This window comes from Pelagibius sp. Alg239-R121, from assembly GCF_947331435.1.
In the GTDB taxonomy this organism is placed as follows: Bacteria; Pseudomonadota; Alphaproteobacteria; order Kiloniellales; family Kiloniellaceae; genus Denitrobaculum.
In genome coordinates this window covers 230,017-248,184 of the sequence record NZ_CAMZOF010000001.1, presented here as the reverse complement: position 1 = coordinate 248,184, position 18,168 = coordinate 230,017, and the positions used below count along the sequence as shown (strand labels likewise).

17 protein-coding genes are annotated in these 18,168 nt (G+C 55.9%); 11 read left to right on the top strand and 6 right to left on the bottom strand.

Annotation, left to right across the window (positions count from 1 at the left end):
* Positions 1-2: 2 nt before the first annotated feature.
* The 9 genes from QMZ18_RS01070 to QMZ18_RS01030 all read left to right on the top strand — a co-directional run bounded on the left by QMZ18_RS01070 (position 3) and on the right by QMZ18_RS01030 (position 11,177).
* The gene (locus QMZ18_RS01070; RefSeq protein ID WP_282604374.1) at positions 3-1,193 is read left to right on the top strand and encodes an ABC transporter permease; all 1,191 of its coding nucleotides are present in this window, start codon (positions 3-5) and stop codon (positions 1,191-1,193) included.
* Positions 1,193-2,212 (top strand): ABC transporter ATP-binding protein, encoded by a 1,020-nt coding sequence (locus QMZ18_RS01065; RefSeq protein WP_282604373.1) that lies wholly within the window; start codon positions 1,193-1,195, stop codon positions 2,210-2,212. The genes QMZ18_RS01070 and QMZ18_RS01065 overlap by 1 nt, the downstream gene beginning before the upstream one ends.
* A complete protein-coding gene (locus QMZ18_RS01060; protein WP_282604372.1) occupies positions 2,209-3,216 on the top strand; it encodes an ABC transporter ATP-binding protein in 1,008 nt (335 codons plus the stop codon). Before QMZ18_RS01065 ends, QMZ18_RS01060 begins: the two co-directional genes overlap by 4 nt.
* A gap of 48 nt (positions 3,217-3,264) precedes the next feature.
* Positions 3,265-3,570, top strand: coding sequence for a hypothetical protein (locus tag QMZ18_RS01055; protein WP_282604371.1), 306 nt, complete (start codon positions 3,265-3,267; stop codon positions 3,568-3,570).
* A gap of 142 nt (positions 3,571-3,712) precedes the next feature.
* Positions 3,713-5,434 (top strand): Na/Pi cotransporter family protein, encoded by a 1,722-nt coding sequence (locus QMZ18_RS01050; RefSeq protein ID WP_282604370.1) that lies wholly within the window; start codon positions 3,713-3,715, stop codon positions 5,432-5,434.
* A gap of 93 nt (positions 5,435-5,527) precedes the next feature.
* A complete protein-coding gene (locus QMZ18_RS01045; RefSeq protein WP_282604369.1) occupies positions 5,528-6,559 on the top strand; it encodes a putative 2-aminoethylphosphonate ABC transporter substrate-binding protein in 1,032 nt (343 codons plus the stop codon).
* A 68-nt stretch (positions 6,560-6,627) separates the two neighbouring features.
* Positions 6,628-7,743, top strand: coding sequence for a putative 2-aminoethylphosphonate ABC transporter ATP-binding protein (locus QMZ18_RS01040; RefSeq protein WP_282604368.1), 1,116 nt, complete (start codon positions 6,628-6,630; stop codon positions 7,741-7,743).
* Positions 7,744-7,747: 4 nt separating this feature from the next.
* Positions 7,748-9,454 carry a putative 2-aminoethylphosphonate ABC transporter permease subunit gene (locus QMZ18_RS01035; RefSeq protein WP_282604367.1) on the top strand — a complete coding sequence of 569 codons (1,707 nt, stop codon included), beginning with the start codon at positions 7,748-7,750 and terminating at the stop codon, positions 9,452-9,454.
* A gap of 286 nt (positions 9,455-9,740) precedes the next feature.
* A complete protein-coding gene (locus tag QMZ18_RS01030; protein ID WP_282604366.1) occupies positions 9,741-11,177 on the top strand; it encodes an aldehyde dehydrogenase family protein in 1,437 nt (478 codons plus the stop codon).
* A 104-nt stretch (positions 11,178-11,281) separates the two neighbouring features.
* Here the strand turns inward: QMZ18_RS01030 and QMZ18_RS01025 are convergent, their stop codons facing one another.
* From QMZ18_RS01025 to QMZ18_RS01015, 3 genes are all read right to left on the bottom strand, one after another.
* The gene (locus tag QMZ18_RS01025; RefSeq protein ID WP_282604365.1) at positions 11,282-11,662 is read right to left on the bottom strand and encodes a response regulator; all 381 of its coding nucleotides are present in this window, start codon (positions 11,660-11,662) and stop codon (positions 11,282-11,284) included.
* Positions 11,659-14,529: a PAS domain S-box protein gene (locus tag QMZ18_RS01020; RefSeq protein ID WP_282604364.1), complete on the bottom strand. Its 2,871-nt coding sequence runs from the start codon at positions 14,527-14,529 to the stop codon at positions 11,659-11,661. Before QMZ18_RS01020 ends, QMZ18_RS01025 begins: the two co-directional genes overlap by 4 nt.
* Before the next feature lie 121 nt (positions 14,530-14,650).
* Positions 14,651-15,070 (bottom strand): MarR family winged helix-turn-helix transcriptional regulator, encoded by a 420-nt coding sequence (locus QMZ18_RS01015; protein ID WP_282604363.1) that lies wholly within the window; start codon positions 15,068-15,070, stop codon positions 14,651-14,653.
* Positions 15,071-15,238: 168 nt separating this feature from the next.
* Between QMZ18_RS01015 and QMZ18_RS01010 the strand changes: the two genes are divergently transcribed.
* A complete protein-coding gene (locus QMZ18_RS01010; RefSeq protein WP_282604362.1) occupies positions 15,239-15,697 on the top strand; it encodes a response regulator in 459 nt (152 codons plus the stop codon).
* A gap of 111 nt (positions 15,698-15,808) precedes the next feature.
* The gene (locus QMZ18_RS01005; RefSeq protein ID WP_282604361.1) at positions 15,809-16,186 is read left to right on the top strand and encodes a helix-turn-helix domain-containing protein; all 378 of its coding nucleotides are present in this window, start codon (positions 15,809-15,811) and stop codon (positions 16,184-16,186) included.
* A 69-nt stretch (positions 16,187-16,255) separates the two neighbouring features.
* On the opposite strand, the gene QMZ18_RS01000 is transcribed toward QMZ18_RS01005, so the two are convergent.
* Genes QMZ18_RS01000 through QMZ18_RS00990 form a run of 3 tightly spaced genes read right to left on the bottom strand, consistent with a single transcriptional unit; the run spans position 16,256 to position 18,165 of the window.
* A complete protein-coding gene (locus QMZ18_RS01000) occupies positions 16,256-16,975 on the bottom strand; it encodes an alpha/beta fold hydrolase (RefSeq protein WP_282604360.1) in 720 nt (239 codons plus the stop codon).
* A 21-nt stretch (positions 16,976-16,996) separates the two neighbouring features.
* Positions 16,997-17,587: an NAD(P)H-dependent oxidoreductase gene (locus tag QMZ18_RS00995; protein WP_282604359.1), complete on the bottom strand. Its 591-nt coding sequence runs from the start codon at positions 17,585-17,587 to the stop codon at positions 16,997-16,999.
* Positions 17,584-18,165: an NAD(P)H-dependent oxidoreductase gene (locus QMZ18_RS00990; RefSeq protein ID WP_282604358.1), complete on the bottom strand. Its 582-nt coding sequence runs from the start codon at positions 18,163-18,165 to the stop codon at positions 17,584-17,586. The genes QMZ18_RS00995 and QMZ18_RS00990 overlap by 4 nt, the downstream gene beginning before the upstream one ends.
* Positions 18,166-18,168: the final 3 nt, after the last annotated feature.

Genomic DNA, 18,168 nt, shown 5'->3' with positions numbered 1-18,168 from the left:
TAATGTCCGATCAAAGCCTTCAATCAGGATCGCTCTCAGAGCAAAAGCGTAAGGAAGCATACTTTACGGCCAGCCAAGGACAACTGATCTGGGCACGATTCAGGAAAAACAAGGCGGCGATGATTGCAGGCATCGTGCTGGCTCTGATGGTTCTTGCCGGCCTTATCGCGCCCTTCCTGTCCCCTTATGACCCGACTATTGCCGGACGGGACAAGGAGTATCAGAACGGTGCGCCGCAAATCCCGATGTTTTGCGATCATAACGGCTGTTCCTGGCGACCCTTCCTACATAGCTTGAAGCGCAGTCGTTCGGCTAAAACGAACTTCCGATGGGTGACCGAAATCGACACCGAAGCAAGGCGCTATGTCGAGTTTTTCCCGGAAGGTTGGAAATACACTTATTTCGCATTCGACATCGATCTACCAGGCAAAGCGCTCGATTACCGGGTCCGCGGTGTGACTTTCGACACTCATCTGTTCGGTATCGAAGAAGGCGGGATTCATATTTTTGGCACGGATTCCTCGGGCAAGGATATTTTCGGACGAACCCTTCACGCCATTTCGACGTCGCTTGCCGTTGGAACCATCGGGGTTCTGATCAGCTTCATCTTGGCACTGATTATCGGCGGCACATCAGGCTACTTCGGCGGACGCATCGACAGTTTCTTTCAGATGTTGACCGACGCCGTTCGAACGGTTCCGGCGATACCGCTCTTCATGGCGCTCGCGGCCTTTGTTCCAGATGAATGGAGTGCGGAAGCACGGTTTTTCTTCATCTCAATCATTCTGGGTTTTATTGGCTGGCCGACCCTGGCGCGAAGGGTGCGTACTCATCTCCTGACAGAGCGAAATCAGGAATATGTCCTGGCTGCAAAGCTCTGTGGTGCCTCACCGGCCCACATCATTGGGCGTCACCTTTTGCCCAGCTTTACCAGCTACATTATCGTCGATCTCGTGATCTCCTTTCCTTACATGGTCCTGTCCGAGACGGCGCTTAGCTTCATCGGCTTGGGTCTGAAGGACCCGGTCAACTCCTTGGGCGTTATGCTGCAAAATGTCACCAATGCGGACGTGCTGTTGAATTATCAATGGTATTTCATTCCGGTCATCTTCTTCATGACGCTGGTCCTGGCCTTTGTTTTTGTCGGTGACGGCCTTCGGGACGCCGCCGACCCCTATTCGGATCACAAGTAATGACCCAGCCATTGATCAGTGTTGAAAATCTGTCGATCAAGTTCCACACCGACGAGGGATTGATTACCGCGGTCGACAAAATCTCGTTCGACATCGCGCCCGGTGAGGTCCTTGGGCTGGTGGGGGAGAGCGGTTCCGGCAAGTCGGTGACGGCCAAGGCGCTCATGCAGCTCAATTCCTCGAACACCGTCTACACCGACGACAGCAGGATCACGTTGCAGACGGACGATGGCACGATCGACATCCTGGAGCTCAAAAAGGCCAAGGAGCTCAACCTGATCCGTGGCGGCGCGATTTCGATGATTTTCCAGGAACCGATGGCAAGCTTTGCTCCGGCCATTACCGTCGGCAAGCAGATGGTCGAGCAGCTTATGCTGCATTCCAGCATGACCAAGAAAGAAGCGCGTGAGCATGCCATTGATATGCTGGACCGGGTCGGTATTTCAGATGCCGCGCGGCGTTTCGATCAGCACGCCTTCGAGTTTTCCGGTGGTATGCGTCAAAGAGCGATGATCGCGATGGCCCTATCGACGAAGCCGAAGCTTCTCATCGCAGACGAACCGACGACAGCGCTTGATGTGACCATTCAGGCGCAGGTAATCGACCTTATGAAAGACCTTGTCGAAGAATTCGGCATGGCAATCCTGTTTATCACCCACGACTTGGGCGTTATTGCACAAACGGCGGACCGGGTTGCTGTGATGTATCTGGGCGAGCTTGTAGAGACAGGCTCTGTGCGGCAGGTCATCCGAGAGCCTGCGCATCCCTACACTCAGGGTTTGCTCAATGCGCTCCCCAAGCTGGAAAAGCTCGACGAACCTCTAACGCCTGTGCCAGGCGATATTCCGAGCCCGTTGGAGCGACCGAGCGGTTGCGTGTTTCATACCCGCTGCTCTCAGTTTATTGAAGGCACCTGCGATGCCTCGATCCCGAGTGTGACAGCGCTTGCCGACGGCCATGCCGCTGCCTGCTTTGTCGTTGATCAGGCGGTGCGCGGTAAGACGGAGGTGCCGGCATGAGCACTCCATCTCACATTTCCATCCGAAATCTCTCCGTGCACTATGGACTCGGGCATAAGGTTCTCGGCGAACGACTGGTAGTAAAGGCGATCGACGACGTCTCACTGGATATTCCCAAGGGATCGTTTTTCGGGCTCGTCGGTGAGAGTGGTTCGGGTAAGACGACACTGGGTCGGGCCATCTTGAAAGCAGCACCGATCACCAGCGGTCATGTACGCTACAACGACGGCGAAGCCGAGTTTGACATTGCCAATATCGGAAAAGCAGAACTGAAGGATTACCGCAAACGGGCGCAGCTCATTTTTCAGGATCCCTACGCAGCGCTCAGTCCACGCATGACGGTGCGCGATATCATCGCTGAGCCTCTCGAAGTGATGGGTTTGACCTCATCGCGGGATGAAACCGATGAACGCGTCCGCGAGATTGCGGCTAAGTGCCGCTTGAATCTCGAACATCTGCGACGCTTCCCTCACGCTTTTTCCGGCGGCCAGAGACAACGTATTTCGATTGCTCGAGCCTTGGTTTGTCAACCGAAGTTCATCGTTGCTGATGAAAGCGTTGCCGCCTTGGACGTCTCTATTCAGGCCGATATATTGAATCTCCTGCGCACGTTGCAGGAGGACATGGACATCACCTTTCTGTTTATCAGTCATGATCTGAGTGTTGTGGCCCATACTTGCGATCAGGTGGCAGTGATGTATTTGGGTTCGATTGTCGAGACGGCGCCGTCGCGGGAACTCTTTTCGACGCCGCGACACCCCTATACCAAAGCTCTGCTGTCCGCGATTCCGTCTTTGGATCCCGATGACCGTGGCAGGGCACAAAAGCTGGAGGGAGAAATTCCCTCGCCGGCCAACGTACCGTCGGGCTGCCGATTTCATACCAGATGTCCGATCGCCAAAGACAACTGCCGGGTCGACGCGCCCGCCTGGCGAGAGTTGGCCCCCGAACACATGGTCGCCTGTCACTATGCAGACGAGACTGTGGCGGCAGCGCCATTGTAAAGCTATCGGTGGATTAGGACGTTAAAGACACTTGTTCATGTTACTCACATGGCCAGCGAAAAACGATCAGGCTCGAGTTGGATAAAAGAGATGAATTTGACGGAAGATATGGCGAGGAGGTGTAGGGGTTACAAATCAGGGGAAACCGGCGTTGAAATCCTGTACAATTGTGAATGCCACGATGCCCCGCAGTCGCTGACCTTTGTTGACGAGATTGATCAGTCAGCGGAACTGATGGCCAAAGAGGTCAGCGGACCGTATTCCAGCCAGTTCGAATGGCTTGTCGGTCGACAGGGCGAACATCTGAGGCGTGCCGAAATATCAGATTGTGATGTCGCCACTCGGCGGGGTTAAGGATTCGGGGCTAGGGTACACAGCGAACGCGCTGCAAGCGATTGAGCAGCACCTCCGGCAAAGTTGTGCTCCCCGGCCAAGACCAGGATGACAAACGTAACCGAGAAGGCTGAGCAGACAAGACCGAACGAAGGACAAAGGTTTGAGTGGTACTGAGGTTTTTTTGACGATTTTGGGTGGCGTCGCGCTGCTTCTTTGGGGTGCGCGGATGATTCGGACCGGCATGACTCGCGCGTTCGGAACAGAACTGCGCAGCGTTGTCGCTGCCTGGACCAGTAATAGGATTTTCGCCGCTGGTGCCGGAGCGCTTGTCGCATCTCTCGTGCAGTCTTCGACGGCAACGGCGCTTATCGTCTGTTCCTTCGTGGGGCGCGGCGCGCTGACAACCGCGCCGGCCTTGGCTGTGATGCTGGGGGCAGATCTGGGATCGTCGGTTGCCGTTGTCGTCGTTGCCTCGGGTATTGCGGCTGTCTGGCCGGTTTTTGCGTTTCTGGGTTATGTCGTTCACGCATCGGGTGAGAAGCGCAGCCCTCGAATCAAACACATCGGCCGTATATTGATCGGCTTTGCGATGCTGCTGGTCGCTCTTAATGTGATTGGAACCGCGTCACGCTCGCTCGGCAACAGTGAGATTGTCAGCCAAGTCTTAAACGCCATGGCCAACGAACCTTTCCTGGCGGTCGTGGTTGGCTTGGTTCTGACCTGGATGGCCTATTCCAGCGTTGCTGTTGTCCTGCTGGTCTCCTCCCTTGCCGTGGCAGGTGCTTTCCCGGTCGATGCGCTGATGACCATCGTGCTGGGTGTCAATTTGGGGGCTGCCTTGCCGGCGATCAGTGCGACGATCGCAGAACCGATTTCTGCCCGCAGGGTACCGTTGGGGAATCTCTTCTTTCGCTTTCTCGGGGTTGTGGCCTGCTGGATCGCACTGCCTTGGCTGGAGCCTGAACTGGTGCGTCTCGTGCCCGGACCGGCGGAACAGGTCGTCGCGTTCCACGTCGCCTTTAACGCGGCGCTTTGTGTGCTGTCGCTTGTTTTGGTGGGGCCGATTGCGGTGCTCACGACAAAGGTTCTGCCTGAACCCGCGGTCAATCTGAATGATACCGGTCCGCGCCATCTCGACGAGCATCTGTTGGAGACGCCGTCGCTGGCCCTCAGCATGGCGGCGCGGGAAACCTTGCGAATGGGCGACATCATCGAAGACATGCTGGCCAAAACCATCCGGGTCTTTCGGGAAGATGACAAAGCACTGCTGTCCGATGTTGAAGCGCAGGAAGATCAAGTCGACCAGCTCTACGAGGCGGTAAAGCTCTACTTGATGCGTCTCTCCCGGGACGAACTGGATGATGACGAGAGCCGACGCTGCATCGAGATTATTACCTTCACGACTAATCTGGAACATGTCGGTGACATCATCGACAAAAACTTGATGGAACTTGCGGCAAAAAAAATCAAAGGCAAGCTGAGTTTTTCGGATCAGGGTTTGTCAGAGTTGGCAAATGTCCATGCCATGCTGATGGAAACGGTCCGCCTGTCACTGAGCGTGTTCATCAGCCAAGATGCCCAGCAGGCGCGGTCGCTGATGGCGCGGAAAGACCAGTTCCGGAAGATGGAGCTCGAAGGCACGGAATGGCATCTGGAACGCCTTCGTTCGGGCATGGTTGAGAGTATCGAAACCAGCAGTCTACATCTCGACATGCTGCGCGATTTCAAACGTATCAATTCTCACCTAACCTCTGTGGCCTATCCGATTCTAAGTCGCCGAGGAGAGCTGCGAAGTTCCCGTCTGGTGAGCGAGGAGCAAGCCGAACGCTTGCGCAGCCAGGGATTGGAGGGGAACTCTACAATCGCTGAACCAAAGTCATAAGAAACAGGACGAGTTTACTCGCCTGGAGAGAATGGGGATCTCAACTCCACGAGCAAATAAATCTAAATCGTAAATAGTACAGGGAAGTTAAAAATGAAAATCGATATCTCTAAATACGCGAGCGGCGTGGCCGCCCTCGCCATTGCAAGCGGGCTTGCGGTCAATGCCGCGTCGGCCGAAACGCTAACCGTCTATACTGCGGTCGAGGCGGAAGATCTCGCAAAGTACGCAGCAGCCTTCAATGCTCATCATCCCGACATCGAGATCAAGTGGGTTCGCGATTCGACGGGTATCGTAACGGCCAAGCTGCTGGCGGAAAAAGACAATCCGCAGGCTGATGTGGTCTGGGGCCTGGCGGGAACCAGTCTCATCCTGCTAAAGGGCGAAGGCATGCTTGAACCTTACGCACCGAAGGGCGTTAAGGACCTGGATGCGAAGTTTGTCGACTCAGCGACCCCGCCGTCCTGGGTGGGTATGGATGCTTGGGTTGCTTCGGTTTGTGTCAACATTCCCGAGGCTGAGGCCGCTGGTTTGCCGATGCCTGCCTCCTGGAAGGACCTCACCAAACCGGTCTATAAGGGGCACGTGATCATGCCGAATCCGGCGTCATCAGGTACCGGTTTCCTGGACGTTTCCTCCTGGCTGCAGATGTTCGGTGAAGAAGGCGGCTGGTCCTACATGGACGGACTGCACGACAACATCGCCCGCTATACCCATTCCGGCTCCAAGCCCTGTAAACTCGCCGCTGCAGGCGAGATTCCAATCGGCGTTTCCTTCGCCTTCCGGGGCGCGAAATCCAAAGCCGCCGGTGCGCCACTTGAGATTATCGTCCCCTCAGAAGGCGTCGGCTGGGACATGGAAGCCGCGGCCATCGTCAAGGGCACGGACGCCATGGGTGCCGCGCAGAAATTGATGGACTTCATCGTCACCAAGGAAGCCAACGAAATGTACAACGCTGGTTATGCCGTTGTTGCCTATCCTGGTGTGGCCAAGCCGGTCGAGCACTTCCCCGAAGGTCTGGTTGATGCGATGATTGATAACGACTTCGACTTTGCCGCCAAGAACCGCAAGAGCATTCTGGCCGAGTGGCAGAAGCGTTACGATTCCAAATCCGAGGCGAAATAGGCCTGTTGATCTGTGCGCGGCGGGCCTGAATGGGTCTGCCGCGCCGCTCTTTTGACGAGAGGGCCGTTATGTCCGCTTCGGCGCCGTACCTACGCCTGCAAGGCGTTTCGAAATCCTTTGGCAGCTTTACGGCTTTGCAGGATATCGCACTCGATGTGAATGAAGGCGAGTTCGTCTGCTTCCTTGGCCCTTCGGGCTGTGGCAAGACAACCCTTCTGCGCATCATCGCTGGTCTGGAAATTCAATCGGCGGGCCAGATTACTCAGGCAGAGGTCGATATTTCGAACCTGCCGCCGTCCCAGCGCGACTTCGGTATCGTGTTTCAGTCCTATGCGCTTTTTCCCAATCTCACTGTGAACAAGAACGTCGCTTACGGCCTCGACAACACGGGTTCGGCTCGAGAGGCAACGAGTAATCGGGTTGAGGAACTGCTTGCTTTGGTCGGTTTGCCTGATCAGGGCGACAAGTACCCGGCGCAGCTCTCGGGCGGGCAGCAACAGCGAGTGGCTCTCGCACGCGCCTTGGCCATGTCGCCGGGACTGCTGCTTCTCGATGAACCCTTGTCTGCCTTGGATGCCAAGGTGCGGGGACACTTGCGTCACGAAATCAAAAGCCTGCAGCGCCGACTGGGTGTGACCACTATTATGGTGACCCATGATCAGGAAGAGGCGTTGACCATGGCCGACCGCATCGTGGTCATGGATCACGGTGTTGTCGAACAGGTCGGCTCACCGCTTGAAATTTACCGCGAACCGGTCAGCCCATTCGTCGCCAATTTCATCGGCACCATGAACCAGTTGCCCTGCGAAGTGAACGGTGCCGGCGGTGTGAAGCTCGGCGCGTTGAGTCTCGCATGCCAGGATCACAAGATCCAAAGCGGTGCGCCCGCAATCCTTGCGATCCGTCCAGAGGACGTCATACCCCACGGCGCCGGTGCCCGTTCGCCAGGTGCGCCCGATGTCATCGAGAGTCCAGGCAATGCCTTTGATGCGCGTATCGAGGATATGGAATTCCTGGGCTCCTTCTTCCGGGCGGAGCTTTCCTGTGAAGCCCTGGGCGAATCTCACCTTCTGGCGGATTTCTCGATCAACGCCGTACGGCGCATGGGCCTGGAAACAGGGAAGGATCTGACGGTCGAGTTGCCGGCTGATCGCGTACGCATCTTCTCAAGTGGAGCAGTGTAGTGTCATGACCGATGCTGCTTTGACACCCGGCGCCACCTCTGGCCCACGTGCGCGTTTTGATTCGGAAGCATGGGTCATGCGTGGCGGTATCGCCATCGCCGGGATCTTCCTGATCGTTGCAGTGATCCTCCCTCTTTACGCGATGCTTTCCAAGTCCTTCGAGGACAAGGATGGTGCCTTCGTTGGCCTGACGAACTATGCGACCTATTTCGACACGCCGTCGCTGTCCTACTCGATTTCGAACAGCCTGACCGTTTCGATCGTGGCGACGGTGATTGTGATCAGCTTGGCCTTCGCCTACGCCTATGCGATTACCCGCACCTGCATGCCTTTCAAAGGGTTCTTTCGTCTGGTCGCCCTGGTGCCGATTCTGGCGCCGTCGTTACTGCCGGGAATCTCCTTCATCTATATGTTCGGCAAAAAGGGCTTCATGCGCGATTTGCTGCTGGGCGAACCGATCTACGGTTTTATTGGTATCGTTCTGGGCTCCAGCTTCTGGACCTTTCCCCACGCGCTGCTCATCATGATCACCGCCTTGTCGCTCTCTGATGCGCGGTTGTACGAGGCCGCCGAGGCTCTGCGAGCCTCCAGGCTGCGCACGTTCTTCACCGTAACTCTGCCCGGAGCAAAGTATGGTGTTATCAGCGCAATCTTCGTGGTCTTCACGCTGGTCATTACCGATTTCGGTGTGCCCAAGGTTATTGGTGGCCAGTATTCGGTTCTTGCAACCGACATCTACAAGCAGGTGATCGGGCAGCAGAATTTCCAGATGGGGGCGGTGGTCAGCGTGATGCTGCTCATTCCGGCGGTTTTGGCCTTCGGCGTTGACCGGCTTGTACAGCGTCGTCAGGTGGCGTTGTTGTCCGCACGGGCGGTTCCCTATGAGCCGAAGCCTGCGCGCGGCCGCGATATTGGGGCTCTTGTATTCTGTACCGTGATGGCCGGTATGCTGCTGCTGGTTTTAGGCGTTGCGGCGTACGCGTCCCTGGTTAAGTTTTGGCCCTATAATCTCGAACTTGGTTTGACCCACTACAATTTTGAGATCATGGACGGCGGCGGCTGGGGTGCCTGGTTCAATTCCATGAAGCTGGCGGCTCTTACCGCCCTGATCGGCACGACCATGATCTTCACTGTGGCCTATCTGGTCGAAAAAGGGCAGGGCGCGCGCTTTGGTCGCGTCGTCATCCAGGCAATGGCCATGGTCCCCCTGGCGGTTCCAGGCATGGTGCTCGGTCTGGCCTACATCTTCTTTTTCAACAATCCGTCCAATCCGCTCAACGGCATCTATGCCACCCTGGCAATTCTGGTGCTCTCAACGGTCGCCCATTTTTATACCGTCGCACACCTGACCGCGGTGACAGCGCTGAAGCAGATCGATGGTGAATTCGAATCCGTTTCTTCGTCTCTGAAGGTGCCCTTTTGGATCACTTTCAGGCGTGTCACGGTGCCGGTTTGCCAGCCTGCGCTCTTCTCCATGGCGGTTTATCTCTTCATGAACGCCATGACGACGGTATCGGCCGTGGTGTTTCTCTATTCGCCTGATACCAATCTGGCGTCCGTTGCGGTGATGAATATGGACGACGCCGGGGATATCGCACCGGCCGCCGCCATGGCCATGATGATCGTTTATACGAACCTGACGGTGGTTTTGATTTACGGTGTGGTGTCCCGCGTCGTTGAAAAGCGCACACAAGCGTGGCGACGGCGGTAAAAGCGCGGGACACGCACTCTGGTCTGCGGGTTTCGTCATACACGCGTAGGATCTCTGCATTGCCGAGGGACCAGACGGTCGGGTATGTTCTTTTCGTGCTTACATGCCATTCCCGGCCCGGTCGCTGTCGGATGCTCATCTGACAGCGCACTCGGACGTTATCTTGGTCATATGGTTTTGCGTGCCGTGAGTTCTGCCCTTGCAAAGGCAATGGTGCTGCGGCGCGATGATCCATTGAGATTTTCACGGCGTTCTCGCGAACGCGGAGAGAGGAGTTTTTGACGTTATGAATATGCAGGCCAACTACATCGCTGGCGATTGGGTCGACAGCAGCGATGCGAACGACAACATCAACCCCTCCGATCTGTCCAATGTCGTAGGACGTTATGCCCGCGCGTCTGCGGCGCAGACCGAACAAGCCATTGCCGCCGCGCGTGCAGCCTTTCCCGCCTGGGCCGCCACGACCCCTCAACAGCGCGCCGACATCCTGGAAGCCGCCGGCAACGAAATCATGGCGCGTAAGGCGGAACTTGGCGAACTGCTGTCACGCGAAGAAGGCAAGACCCTGGCGGAGGGTATCGGCGAGACCATGCGCGCCGGCCAGATATTCAAGTTTTTTGCTGGCGAAGCTCTGCGTACGCCAGGCGAAAAGGTCGCGTCGATCCGTCCCGGCGTGGATGTTGAAATTACGCGCGAGCCCCTCGGCGTGATCGGCATCATAACGCCTTGGAACTTCCCGATTGCGATCCCTGCGTGGAAGCTGGCGCCTGCTTTGGCCTTTGGAAATTGCGTGGTTCTGAAGCCTGCGGATCTGGTCCCAGGCTGTGCCTGGGCCATCTCCGACATTCTGGTGCGTGCCGGTCTGCCGGCGGGCGTGCTCAATCTGGTGATGGGTCGTGGTTCCGTGGTCGGCGAGGCAATCTTGTCGTCACCACAGATCGACGGAGTTAGCTTCACAGGTTCTGTCGCTACGGGTAAACATGTTGCTGCCAAATGTGCCGAGAGCCTCAAGAAGGTGCAGTTGGAAATGGGCGGCAAGAACCCCTTTGTAGTACTTGACGACGCCGACGTTGGCGTTGCTGCGGATGCTGCCGTGAACGGCGCCTTTTTCTCGACGGGCCAGCGCTGCACGGCTTCTTCGCGGCTGATCGTCACCGAGGGCATTCATGACAGCTTCGTCAACACGGTCATCGAAAAACTCAAAGGGCTCAAAATCGACAATGCGCTCGATCCCACGACCCACATCGGCCCTGTGGTCGACCAGAGCCAGCTCGACCAGGATCTTTCCTACATCGAGGCGGGACAGAAAGAAGGCGCCAAACTCGCCTGGGGCGGTGAACGTTTGAACCGGGAGACTGAGGGCTTTTATCTGCAGCCCGCACTCTTCACCGAAACCAGCAACGATATGCGGGTTAACCGCGAAGAAATCTTCGGTCCGGTGGCCACGGTCCTGCGCGTCAAGGATTACGATGAGGCGCTTGCAACCGCCAATGACACCAGTTTTGGCCTCTCCGCTGGTATCGCTACTTCGTCCCTGAAACACGCCAGCCACTTCAAGCGCAATGCCGAGGCAGGTATGGTCATGGTCAATTTGCCGACAGCCGGTGTCGATTACCATGTGCCGTTCGGTGGCCGTAAAGGTTCCAGCTACGGTTCTCGCGAGCAAGGACGCTATGCGGTTGAATTCTACACGACGGTGAAGACCAGCTACACCGCACCATAAATCTCATATTGCGATCTATGGGCGCGAAGTCTCACGGCTTCGCGCTCAGCGCAGGTCAGCCCTTTTTCATAGTGCTAGGGCGATTCACCCTTTGACCGCTTATGTCAAGCTTGATCGCACTCGAGCAGTTTCTCGATCATTTCGAGAAGCTCTGTGTCTTCAAAGGGTTTGAAGAGGACGTGGTCTGCATTATAGATGTCCGCGATGGCTGTCGCGCGTTCCAGGGTTTCTCCCGGTCCGCCACCGGATACGATAATGATCGGTAGATCTGAGTTTTCAGCGCGCACCCGCCGCAGGAGGGTCAAGCCGTCGACCTTTGGCATCCAGATATCGACGATAGCGAGATCAGGTGCCTCTTTCTCGATCAGGGTGATGCCTTCCTCGCCGTTTGTGGCTTCCACGGTATCGTAACCGGCGACGTTAAGAACTGCGCAGACACTTTCCCGTACGAATTCGTCGTCGTCTACGACCAGGATTTTGCTCATGCGCCTTCACTCTCCGGAGCAGATTCAGTGTTGGTGATCATTGGAACATATACTTCAAAGCTGGAGCCTACATCTTTTTTGCTTTTAATCGAAATAGCGCCGTCCCAGCCTTTGACAATACCATAGACGACTGCCAACCCCAGCCCGGTACCGCGGCCAACTTCCTTAGTCGTAAAGAACGGCTCGAAAACATGTTCAACGAGATCGTCGGAGATACCGTGCCCCCGGTCGATAACGGTGATACGGGCGTAATCTCCTTTTGCCAGCCCCAGCTTTCCGGATTCCAGCTGGGCCAGATGAATACGGTCCAATTCCAACTGGATTTCGCCGACACCCGCCATGGCATCGTTGGCGTTTTGCACAAGATTGAGCACGACCTGAATAAATTCGGTCTCATTTACTTTCACGCTTGCGGTGCCATCGATCGTCTTGATGGACAAGACTATGTCGGGCGGTGTGATGTCCTGGGCAAATCGGATGGTGCGTTTGGTCAACTCAACCAAATCGACCACTTTGCGTTGGCCGGACCCTTTATGGGCGAAAGTCAGCACATCGTTCACGATCTCCGCTGCTTTACGTCCGCATTCTAACGTGCGCGATAGATAATGTTTAAGTTGGGAGTCTTCGACCTGATCACGGGTCAGCTTGGTAAAGTTGATGATGGGGTGGAGCAGATTATTGATTTCATGGGCGATACCGCCGGCCATCTGACCCAGCGCTTCCATCTTTTGGCTCTGCTTCATACCCTCCTCAAGTTCGGCTTCCCGCTGTTCGCGCTTCCTCTGGTCTGTGATGTCGGAGACGATATGAATGATCGCGTCGTCGATGAAGGGAGCGGATCGAACGTTCAGATTTACAATCCCACCGTCCGGCCGGCGCCAGTCCAACTCGCCGACCCATGAACCATTCCTCGCAATCGATTCGTACATTTCTTCGCCGATAGCGGCGTAATCGGATCGCCCATGCTGTTGAAGTTCCGCCAGCTTTCGTCCGATGATCTGTTCCTTATTGGACACGCCGGCGAATTTCAGGATGGCGGAATTGACGTCGGTGATGCCGCGCTCATCGGTCGTAATGCTCAGGCCGACATTCGCCCGGTCCAAAGCTTCCACAACCGCGCGATTGCGCTCTTCGCCTTCCTTGAGGGCGGCATCAGCCTCGGTCTTCTGGGTTACATCCTGAGTGACCCCAAAATAGGACAGCAGATTTCCATTGTCGTCGGTCTGTGGATGGGCTTCGACCCTGACATACCTAATATTTCCATCCGGCAGGACGATCCGGTAATCCTGAGTAAAATGCCTGAGGGCAGCCCAGGCTTCTTTGCTCTCCTTGCGTATGCGTTCCCGGTCTTCTTTGTGGACCTTGGAAAAAATCTCGTCGAGCCCCAGTTCCCGGTCTTCAGGTTTAAGGCCGAAAATGCGCCACAGCTCGTCGGACCATCTCGTCGACTCGCGATTGTTGTCAAACCGCCAATGCCCCATATGACCAAGCCGCTGAGCTTCGTTGAGCTGGCGTTCGCTATCCCTTAAAGCTTCTTCTGCTTCCCTTTGTTCGGTAACATCCCGATTGATTCCGAAGATGGAAACAATCCTCCCATTGCCGTTGTGTTCGGGATGGCCTTCACAGGAATGGTACTTGATCTCACCGTCCGGCATCACCACCCGATGTTCGCTCTTATAGGGAATCCCCTTTTCAATGGCGCGCCGTTGACGTTCCTGAAAAGCCGGGCGGTCTTCAGGATGAATAAAACTATCGCCCTCCTGCTTCGTTGACCGGGTACTGTCTGTCGCGATCCCCAGCAGGCGGCACATTTCATCCGATCGTTCAATAATTCCTTCATCGACAAACCATCGCCAATGGCCGCTGCGCCCGATGCGCTGGGCCTGTGCCAGCTCGCGTTCACGCCGCATTAGGGTCGCTTCGGCCGTTTTGCGCTTCGTGATGTCCTCGATCATACCTTCGTAATAATTCAGGACGCCCTTTTCATCGCGCACTTCACCACCAGTTATGCCAACCCACACACGTTCGTTATGGGTTTTGTCCCGTAACTCTGTTTCGAAGTCTTTGATCATCCCGTTTTTTTCGATTTCCTGCTTAATTGCCACGCGCAGAACCGGTTCGGGGAAGAGATCTTCCGGCGCCCTGTTGACAGCTGAAAGAAACTCCTTCTCGTTTTCAAAGTTGAAGAGTTTGACCAGCGCCGGGTTCGCCTGCACAAACTCGCCTTCGGGCGTCGCACGGAAGATGCCGACGACTGCGTTTTCATAGATTTCCCGATAGCTTTGTTCGAGTTGAGCGGCTTTTTGCCGCGTCAGCACCTTTTTGGTCTCGCTGTTCGCCGTGCCGCGGTATCCCCTGAATTCTCCGCTGGCATCGAAGTAGGGAACCCCGCTGGTGCGGTAATACTCACGCGTACCTTTCTTGTTGATAAAGCTGTATCGAAAGTCTCGGAAGGGTTTTCGGGCTTCAAGGCAGGTGCGGTGCTGTGTCCAGTGCGCATCGTTTTCCGGATCCGCTTTTGCAAATTCCCATCGGGTTTTCCCAAGAATCTCGCTTGTGATGCCGTTGCTTCGGAGATCGTAATTCTCGGACACGTAGGAGAAACGCAGTTGTTCGTCCAGCATCCAGACCCAGTCGGATGCGGCAGCAGCCAGGTCACTCAACTGGGCTTTGCTTTCTTCGAGCGCCGCATGTGTTTCAATCTGGGCCTGGATCTCCGCCAGCAATCTGCTGTTGGTGGCTTCCAGCTCGTCGATCTTGCTTTGCAGATCGTCTCGGCTTTCAACTTGGCTTGACGACGGGGAGTCGGGACGAGTCCCGGCAAAGAGATGGAGCAACTCCTTCCAGGAGCCCCTGTTCGCTTTCATCACATCAAATCCCAAGACCCTAGTTTCTGCAGCTAGAGCGCGGTTCACCTTCCTGATTGTTTCCATCAAGAAAGATCGCAGTCTAGTTACGGCGGACCGGTCGACTGGATTGTGACAAGAGTTATGAGTTCAAGGAAGAGTAAAGCTGCTCCAGGCTTTCTGCTAAATCCATCCGCTGCTTTCGCTCCATGGCAGAAATTGCCGAGGCGAGACGGATGATCGGGGCGTCCTTCAATACGTTATCTCCCTTTTCAGTGATGGTGAAAAGAGGGGAGCGGCGATCTTGCTCATTAACTTCAGACGAGAGAAAGCCTTGTTTGACCAAGCTTGTGGTTGCTCGAGAAGCCGGACCACGTGTCACGCCCAGAAAAGTGGCGAGACCGGCCACCGTGCGGGCTTTTCGGTTTGCCCGGGCGAAATACCGTAAGGCTGACCACTGTCCCGGGTGAATGTCCGCGGGTCCGCGCTTGTCATAAATAGAGCGCGCGGTCTGCTCCAAAAGCAGCGAAAGACCCATATCGGCCCTACTTGGATTGATCATAAGTGTTTTCCCTCATGGCCGGACCATACTAAATGTCGTTGTTAATAGCAACAATTCTCTTGACGTCCGCACACGTAATACCTATCTTTGCTATTAGCAACAAACAACCGAAAGACCACCAACATGTGTGTGGAAGTGAATCCCGCCATTGTGGCTGGTGCAGAATTGATGCCCGCAAACGATGATTCCCGCCGCCGGCTCCTGGTGATCGATGGAGATAGCGGTTTTGTAGAGCTCGCGCGTGAGATCGGCGAAGGCTTGGGATTCGAGGTGAAATCCACATCGAAGGCACGGGAACTTGCCACGATTTATGAGAAGTTCTCGCCATCAGTGATTGTCTTCGACTTTTTCACACCAGGTATGGACGGGATCGAGCTGGTCAATTGGCTCCATGAACGCGATTCGAGCGCGCATGTGCTTTTTACCTCGCAGAAGGAAAGCTTCTTCCTCCGGGCGGCAAAGGAATTGGCGTTGGCGAAGGGCTATCTCAACATTGATGTCATGGTCGAACCACGAAGTTACGCGGCGGTCAGCGACATGTTGACGACCCGGTTGGCAGCCGTCGATACCGGCACCGGACCTCTGTATCAATATCAGCCCTACGCATCTGAGGTTGATGAGAATTGATAGGCCGATCGACTAAGAGATTGGCGAGTAAACATCTGAAAACGAACAAGACGCAGGGCACCCGGCCTTCCACCGGAACTCTCCAACTTTGAACTAAAGGACAGAATGAGAATGTATCAGGAACCACAGGCCGCGGCGCCCACCAACCAGCAAGTCGATAAGTATGTCGCCAGCAAGATTCGCGAGCGGCGAATTGCGCTTGGATTTACTCAGCAGATGCTCGCGAAACGTATCAAAGTGACTTACCAGCAGGCCCAGAAGTATGAGCGGGGCACCAACCGGGTAACCGCGGGCCGGCTATTCGAGATCGCCCGTGTGCTGGGTGTTTCCATCAGCTACTTCTACGAGGGTATCGAGCAGGGTGTTGAGTCTGACGCAGCTTCTCCCAAGCGGCATCACATGGATCTGGTCCGCAACTTCTCGCGGATTGAAAACGCCAAACACCAGAACGCCCTTCGTCAACTCTGCCGTAGTTTGGCCGAAGGCTAAAATTACGAGTGCGATGGTTGTTGACGGTAAATGGAAAGAACGCGAACCGCTCAGCGAATGTCGAAGCCTTCAATCCCGGCCGGCTTCCATAATTTTCCGGCCTAACAGTTCCGGGTTTGAGAAGCAGGCCTCGTGACTGCCAGGCATCTGAACCAATCTGAAGAGGCCGAGCTTCTCAGACAGGCGTGGATGCCACGGCAAACTGTGCGGCAGGGAAGTATCCTCCGTGCAGTTTAAGTAGGATTTCGGGATCTCCATGGTCGCGGGGTTTCGCGACAGCGTAATGGGATCCTTGAAGGTCTTGTTCGGATGCGGGTTTAAGAGATTGTAGGCCTGTTTTGCCAAGTCTCCCTCTGCATCGTTGATAAAGGCATCGCGCCATATGGGGTAGGGCAGCTCGACAGATCCGTCATTCTGTTCGAGTTGCCCGAACAATTGAACGTAGCCCGGTGGCACCATGTCGTTCAGACTCTCACCATCATTCGGCACAAAGGCATTCCAGTAGACCAGCCGTCGAATGCGTTCTGGAATCCGGTCTGCGGTACCTGTGATGATCATTCCGCCATAACTGTGTCCCATCAGCACTGCGTCGCTGATGTCGTTTTCCGTGAAGTAATCGACGAGTGACTGGATCGCCTCGGACAGACCGACGTTCTTCGCATCGCCCAACCGATTTCCGGCGAGTGTGGGAAGATGCACTTCATGGCCGGCGGCACGGATGGGCGCCGCGGTGGCTTCCAGCAGCTCTCCAGTGTGCCAGGCACCGTGTACCAGTACGTAAGTCGCCATCAGATCCTCCTTGCGGTTCAGTTACCTCATGCGGCCAAGTTTCTTTTGTAGCTGCGACAGAAATGCTTTGCGGGTCACGTCGGTTGAGGCATCCATTTTATAGTGGGCGAGCCAAAAGGTGCGGCAGCGTTTCGCACAGAGTGCCCGAATTCCCCTCAAAATAGTCCGGCGTCCCGGTTCACCAACGACTTTACTCCACCACCATGGGGCACCACAGGTCGTGACGGCGCCCAGGAAGCGGACGTGGGTCATGAGCGGCCGGATCGGCTGGTTGCCCTCGGGCATCGAAAAGGTCACATGGGGTACCCAAACCCGGTCGAGCCAACCTTTCAGCATCGCCGGCAGGCCGTACCACCAGGTCGGGTAGACGAAAAGCAATCCTTCAGCCCATTGGATCAGCGCGATCTGATCCCTCACCGGATCCTCGTTGAGGTCCTGAGTATGATAATCTCGCCGCTCCTGTGCCTGCATCACCGGGTCGAAACCTTCGGCGTAGAGATCGAGCAGTTTGACGTCGTGTCCGCCACGGCGAAGGGCTTCCAGCGCCGTATCGCGCACGGCGGCGTTGAAGCTCTCCGGCACCGGATGGCTGTAAACGACCAGGATTCTCACCCAAAACCTTTCATGACTGTCTGAACGCGTTCGAGAAAACGCTCGCGTTTCTGCGCGGACGCGCGATTGAGGTCATAGAGTGCCAGATAATCCTGCTTGGCACCCAAAGTTTGTGCACGCAACACGCGGGTGACCTGTTTGCGCGGAGCATCGCCGAGTAGCAACGCGCGAATACGGTTGCCGCCATAGGTCACAACTGCGGCAGTGCGTTTGATGTTGCTCAGTGCCGGTGTGACCTTGCCGTTTTCCATCCGGAAGGAAACACCCGGTAGGAACACGCGGTCGAAGAACCCTTTCAAGATCGCTGGATAACCGAAATTCCAAATGGGAAATACCAAGATCAGGGCCTCAGCGGCCTGTAGCCGATCAATATAGCTCTGAATCGCCGCGCGATCCGCTGCTGTGTCGTGATAGGCAAGACGTTCGGCGCGAGTCAGCCGAGGGTCGAAGTCCTCCGCATAAAGATCGCAGTCATCCACGTCATGACCGCTGGATCGGAGTGATTCGACGACGCGTGCGTGAAGGGCGGCCTGAAACGAAGTCTCGACCGGGTGCGCATAAAGAACCAGAACGCGCATTGC

Bases quoted from the DNA above. Each gene is read 5' to 3' on its own strand.
- QMZ18_RS01065 (WP_282604373.1), top strand. From the start codon at position 1,193: ATGACCCAGCCATTGATCAGTGTTGAAAATCTGTCGATCAAGTTCCAC.
- QMZ18_RS01010 (WP_282604362.1), top strand. From the start codon at position 15,239: ATGCCCGCAAACGATGATTCCCGCCGCCGGCTCCTGGTGATCGATGGA.
- QMZ18_RS01045 (WP_282604369.1), top strand. From the start codon at position 5,528: ATGAAAATCGATATCTCTAAATACGCGAGCGGCGTGGCCGCCCTCGCC.
- QMZ18_RS01040 (WP_282604368.1), top strand. From the start codon at position 6,628: ATGTCCGCTTCGGCGCCGTACCTACGCCTGCAAGGCGTTTCGAAATCC.
- QMZ18_RS01070 (WP_282604374.1), top strand. From the start codon at position 3: ATGTCCGATCAAAGCCTTCAATCAGGATCGCTCTCAGAGCAAAAGCGT.
- QMZ18_RS01035 (WP_282604367.1), top strand. From the start codon at position 7,748: ATGACCGATGCTGCTTTGACACCCGGCGCCACCTCTGGCCCACGTGCG.
- QMZ18_RS01025 (WP_282604365.1), bottom strand. From the start codon at position 11,662: ATGAGCAAAATCCTGGTCGTAGACGACGACGAATTCGTACGGGAAAGT.
- QMZ18_RS01020 (WP_282604364.1), bottom strand. From the start codon at position 14,529: ATGAAAGCGAACAGGGGCTCCTGGAAGGAGTTGCTCCATCTCTTTGCC.
- QMZ18_RS01015 (WP_282604363.1), bottom strand. From the start codon at position 15,070: ATGATCAATCCAAGTAGGGCCGATATGGGTCTTTCGCTGCTTTTGGAG.
- QMZ18_RS01005 (WP_282604361.1), top strand. From the start codon at position 15,809: ATGTATCAGGAACCACAGGCCGCGGCGCCCACCAACCAGCAAGTCGAT.
- QMZ18_RS00990 (WP_282604358.1), bottom strand. From the start codon at position 18,165: ATGCGCGTTCTGGTTCTTTATGCGCACCCGGTCGAGACTTCGTTTCAG.
- QMZ18_RS01000 (WP_282604360.1), bottom strand. From the start codon at position 16,975: ATGGCGACTTACGTACTGGTACACGGTGCCTGGCACACTGGAGAGCTG.
- QMZ18_RS01055 (WP_282604371.1), top strand. From the start codon at position 3,265: ATGGCCAGCGAAAAACGATCAGGCTCGAGTTGGATAAAAGAGATGAAT.
- QMZ18_RS01060 (WP_282604372.1), top strand. From the start codon at position 2,209: ATGAGCACTCCATCTCACATTTCCATCCGAAATCTCTCCGTGCACTAT.
- QMZ18_RS01030 (WP_282604366.1), top strand. From the start codon at position 9,741: ATGAATATGCAGGCCAACTACATCGCTGGCGATTGGGTCGACAGCAGC.